We start from the raw sequence: 5621 nt of genomic DNA on the forward strand, positions 1-5621 counted from the left end.
GACTTGATGGTCTCCTAGAAAATAAGCAATGTTTCCTCGTATGGCGAGGGTATGTAAATTCTGCAATTGCCGATAGGAAAAATCTTGCGCCTCGTCGACCACCACCAAAGGATAATGTGTATTGATGTGGGTGAAGTGATGAAGCGCCGGTGATACGAGGCCATTCGCATCCAGGTACTTTAAGAAATCGTCATAGGTATCATAAAGAAACGCACGAAGTTCCGGTTTGATGGCGGATTGTCGTTGGCCTAAACCGAGGTATTCTTCTTTGGAATAGCCTGAGCAGATGCGAAATTCACGCCAGACCAGGTCTGGTGAGAGGGTGATGTGTTCTTCGGAACGTTTTTGCTTTAGCTTAATGGCCGGCTGTTGCATGCGGTTGGAATACCAGTCACTAAAGGTGGTCTCATCGGCGAGCTTCCCGCCATTCATCTCTTCTTGCAAGATTTGGTCGTAGGTTTTGAATAAGACTTGGCCTGGATAGTTTTCTTCAGCGCCCGTTTCTTGCCACATCGTTTGCATGCTGTTGACTAAAGGCAAGGATTGGCTGATGTAGACGATAGGAAACGCGTTTTTATCGTGCGCTTGTTCACGCACATAGTTCGATAACATAGAAAAGGCCACGCAGCTTTTTCCAGAGCCGGCAGGTCCGTAGGCGATGAGCGGCAACTGCGCTAAGACGGCATCCTCTTGCTCGGTATTGAGCTGGATTAAGCGATGTTGATAAGGCTCTAGTCCGATAAAGGCGGCATCGTCATTTTGAGCCTGAGGAGGCAAAGGCAGCTCCTCGGCATCCAGGTCGACAAACTCCAATGCATCAAGCGTACTTTCATTGTCGCGCAATTTATTGAGAAAAGCGCTTAAGACGCCTTTTTTTAAAAATCGGCTCTTTTCATACTCGTGATTAAGAATCACATCCAACAAACAAAGCTTTCCATCCACGGTGGTCCATAAAATACGGTCCGTCTGATTGACTCGAACACTGCCTATCATCGGCTCAGTCCAGCCCCGGAGCTTTTCGACGTGTAACCCGTGCCATTCTTTATGCAAAAAACGGTTGATAACATCCATGTATGGGGCAAAGAGAGTTGCATCTTTGGCGATGATGCCGCGCCAGTAATATACAGGCATAAGTGATTTGTTCTGATTTGGAGTAAAATGGTGAATATATTAACAGAAAAGGCGCTATTGAGGCAATGTTATTGCCTGAGTCACGATGTTTTGCGCCTGCATAGGCCCTTCGGATTTATACCCAATCAACTTCAAAATGCTATGTTTTTTTAGACGACTCAATTTTTTTTGTCCATCCAACGTTTAAAAGTAATAGCAAGCCCTATTGCCAGTTTTTAAACGTTGGATGGGCGAAAAATTGAGAGTATACAATTAGCAGTTTGAAGTTGATTGGGTATAAGTGCCCATCTTCTATTGATCATGGCACTGGTAAAGACGGAATAAGAGGGTTTTGATTTGAGTCTCCTCCAGATGAAGGTGCTCTCGAAAAAAAGCCATGCGCCGCTGAGGAGGATGTTCTATCTTCTGTTAGATATTCAGGAAAGAAATCCAGTAGAATTTGCCGGCCATCTTCAGAGTTTCTTAAGGTAGCTACAAAAGAAAATTCAGTGTCTTTTGAGGTTGCTGACAGCAATGGGTTTCTTTCCACAATGTTATGTTTCAGATCAGGGTTTTTTTCCAATATTAATCGCAAAGTGGTTCGACCTTGTTGTTTAGATGCAAGCAAATATAAGACAGAGATTCCTGGAAAAATTTGTGCAGTGTCAGGAACCCTATGGCAAAGCGCTTCACTACTTATCTGTTGAGCTAATGAGGGATTAGCTTGTAATAGCAACTGTAACATGCCACTCTCATTTTCATTGGCTGCAAGCCAAAATAAGGCAGAGGTTCCGACATGAGTACTTGCGGCGTCAGTAATCCTATGGCAAAGTGCTTCACTGCTTATCTGATGGACTAATGAGGGATTGGCCTTTAACAGTAATCGCAAGATAATACGCCCCTCCGATGTTGTTGAAAGCGAAAGCAAGGGAGAGGCTCCTGAATGAGGCTTATTGTCAGGAATCCTATGGCAAAGTGCTTCACCGCTTATCTGTTGGGCTAATGAAGGATTAGCATGTAACAGTGATTGCAAGATAGCCCGCCCCTCTGGGTGCAATGTAAAACAAAATAAGGCAGAGGCTCCTGGATTGGTTTTTACAGTGTCAGGAAGCGCATAACAAAGCGCTTCACTGCTTATCTGTTGGGTTAATAAAGGATTCGCTTGTAACAGTAATTGCAAGATAGCGCACCCTTTTTTAGTTACTGAAAGCCAAAATAAGACAGAGGCTCCGACATGAGTACTTGCGGTGTCAGAAATCCTATCGCAAAGCGCTGCACTGCCTATCTGTTGAGCTAATGAGGGATTAGCTTGTAACAGTAATTGCAAAATTGCGCGCCCATCTAGATTTCCTGCAAGCAAAAAAAAGGGAGAGAGTCCTGAATTAATTTTTACGTTGTCAGGAATCCTATGGCAAAGTACTTCACCGCTTATCTGTTGGATTAATGAAGGATTCGCTTGTAATAGTAGTTGCAAGATGGCGCGTCCTTCTGGACAATTTGTAAGCCAAAATAAGACCGAGGTTCCTGGGTTAGCTTTTGCGGTATCAGGAATCAGATGGTAAAGCATTTCACTGTTTATCTGATGGACTAATAAGGGATTGGCTTGTAACAGTAATTGTAAGATAGTGCACCCTTTTTCATCTGTTGCAAGAAAATATAAGGCAGAGGTTTCGGCAGCAACTTCCAGGGTGTCAAGAAGCCTATGGCAAAGCGCTTCACCGCTTATCTGTTGGGCTAATGAAGGATTAGCTTGCAACAGTAGTTGCAAGATGGCGCGTCCTTCTGGACGACATGTAAGCCAAAAAAAGACCGAGGTTCCTGGGTTAGCTGCTGCGGTGTCAGGAATCCTATGGCAAAGCGCTTCACTGCTTATCTGTTGGGCTAGTGAGGGATTGGCTTGTAACAGTAATAGCAAGTTAGTGCATCCCTTTTCAGTTGCTGCAAGCCAATATAAGACAGAGGTTCCGGCAGTAATTTCTAGGGAGCCAGGAATCCTATGACAAAGCACTTCACCGCTAATCTGTTGAGCTAATGAGGGATTCGCTTGTAACAGTAATTGCAAGATATCTCCTCCCCATGAAGATTCCGAAAGCCGAAATAAGGCTGAGGTTCCTGGATGAGTGTTTGCGGTGTCAGGAACCCTATGGCAAAGCGCGTCACTGCTTATCTGTTGAGCTAATGAGGGATTAGCTTGTAACAGTAATTGCAAGATAGCGTTCCCCTTATTGGTTGTTGTAAGCCAATATAAGATAGAGGTTCCAGCAGCATTTTTATTGGTATCAGGAATCCTATGACAAAGCACTTCATTGCTTATCTGTTGGGCTAATGAAGGGTTGGCTTGTAATAGTAATTGCAAGATAGCGCACCCATCTGAACTTTCCGAAAGCATAAATAAGACTGAGGTTCCTGGATTATTTCCATGGAGGTTAGAAATATTATGACAAAGCGCTTCACTGCCTATCTGTTGGGCTAATGAGGGGTTGGCTTGTAATAGTAATTGCAAGATCGAGTACCCCTCTTCACTTGTTGTAAGCCAAAATAAGGCAGAGGTTCCGGCAGCAATTTTTTTGGTGTTAGAAATCCTATGGCAAAGGGCTTCACTGCTTATCTGTTGAGCTAATGAAGGATTAGCTTGTAACAATAATTGCAAGACAGTGTGTCCATCTGGATTTCCTGCAAGCAAAAAAAAGGGAGAGATTCCTGAATTATTTTTTGCGGTGTCAGGAACCCTATGGCAAAGTGCTTCACCACTTATCTGCTGGGCTAATGAGGGATTAGTTTGTAACAGTGATTGCAAGATGGCGCGTCCACCTGGGTATGTTGTAAGCCAAAATAAGACAGAGGTTCCTGGGTTAACTTCTGCAGCGTCAGAAAGCCTATAACAAAGCACTTTACTGCTTATCTGTTGAGCTAATAAAGGGTTGGCTTGTAACAGTGATTGCAACATATCGCGCCCATCTGTAGTGCCTAAAAGCCAATATAGTGTAGAGGTTCCGGCGACCGCTCCTGCGGCCTTAGGCTGAATGTGGCAAAACGCGTCACTTGTTATCTGTTGAGCTAGCTCAGAATTAAACTTTAAAAGCATTTGTAAAGTAGCGCGACTTTCTGGCGAAGCCGCTGCAAGCCAAAATAGGCCAGAAGATCCTGCATCTGCACCTTCGGGCCGAATGATACAAAGCGCTTCGGGGGAAATGTTGCTTATTAAGGCATGAGAATGGTTGGCCAAGAGGTTTTTGAAGAACTTCAAACCTTTCTCGTGACGCAATAAACCGGATAACCCAGAAAGCCCCAGTTCCTTGTCGGTTTGATTTAAAAATTTTGAGGCCAGCGTTATGTTTTTTTTAAGTACGTTCAAAAAGTCAATAAAAAGCAGGGGCTTGTCGAACAGCTCATTAATGAACGAACATTCAAAAAGATAATAAAGCGCGCGTGGGTCGTTTAATAAGGTAATTAATTTTTGCTCAGTAAACGGTTGATTGACCCATTCTTCTAGTAGTTCCACACTCAGCTCATCACTTGGTTTTTGAGCGGCGGCCGCGGCATGCGCTTGTTTTTTTGGTTTTCGTTTCTTTTTTGTTGTCTTCACGTGCTTTGGTGGAATTGGTGCTTGAACTTCTGGCGCAATTGCATCTTCTTGGGCGGCTGCGGCTGGTTGGGATTCTGCTGGTTCAGGTGAATGTTGTTCTTTGATAAACGCAGCAAACTCTTCTGGCGTTCGATTTAAGGTGTTTAAAAAAATATCACGAGCTTGTGTTTCATTGCCGGCCATTAAGAGCTTTTTGGCCTCGTTTACCCAGTCTTCTTTAGCGGCAGGTCTTATAGAAGGCGCAGAAGGGGCGGCGGCAGCGGCCGATTGTTTTGTCGAAGGCCGGAACCCTTCTTTTAAGGCCGAGACCAAGGGCATTATTGCACGAGATTCCTGTTGTACAAAAACAAGGGTGTTTTGAGCGCGGGTTACGGCGGTGATTAAGCCGTTAAAAAAAGGAAGAAGCGCGTCGTTACTTTGCTCACGTTTTGCACGGTTTCCTGAGGGTTGTGCAGAGGAGGTTTTCAGTAATTTACAAGCGCTCTTACAGTCTTCGCTGTCCAACAAGCGATATAGCGCGATGGTGTTATACTCAAGGCCTTTGATTTCTTCTGGGGTAAAGACCAAAGCGGTGCCGAATTGTTGTTTGGCTTCTTCTCGGTACTCATCTAAGGTAATCACGGCAAAATGAATGGTTTTGGCGTCACTTTGCAGTTGAGGTGTTAATTGATCTGGGTGACACCAACTGACTTCGCCTTCCCCTTGAAGGCTGTCGGCTGCGATGATTTCTGAGGATTCCATCTTATCTGCAGCGCCACCGGTGATTTTGTATTTTTCCACAATCAAACGGTTTGCGATATTGACAATCCGCTCTGAGCAGCGATACGTTGCTGTTAAGGCGATTTCAGTCGCTTTTTGTTGTTGTTTATGAAACATCTCACGCAAATAAGGAAATCGGGATTTCCCATCATGCAAGACTTGATGG

The 5621-nt window shown here is 44.4% G+C and carries 2 protein-coding genes; both read right to left on the reverse strand.

The annotated features are described in order from the left end of the window. A partial coding sequence (locus tag E1O47_RS11770; RefSeq protein ID WP_133131447.1) for a hypothetical protein occupies nucleotides 1-1131 on the reverse strand: 1131 nt, incomplete at its 3' end. A gap of 298 nt (nucleotides 1132-1429) precedes the next feature. Further along, nucleotides 1430-5621, reverse strand: a 4192-nt coding sequence (locus E1O47_RS12330) for a hypothetical protein (protein WP_165475118.1), incomplete at its 5' end; no start/stop codon positions are given.

It is taken from the genome of Legionella yabuuchiae (assembly GCF_900640115.1).
GTDB classification, from domain to species: Bacteria; Pseudomonadota; Gammaproteobacteria; order Legionellales; family Legionellaceae; genus Legionella_A; species Legionella_A yabuuchiae.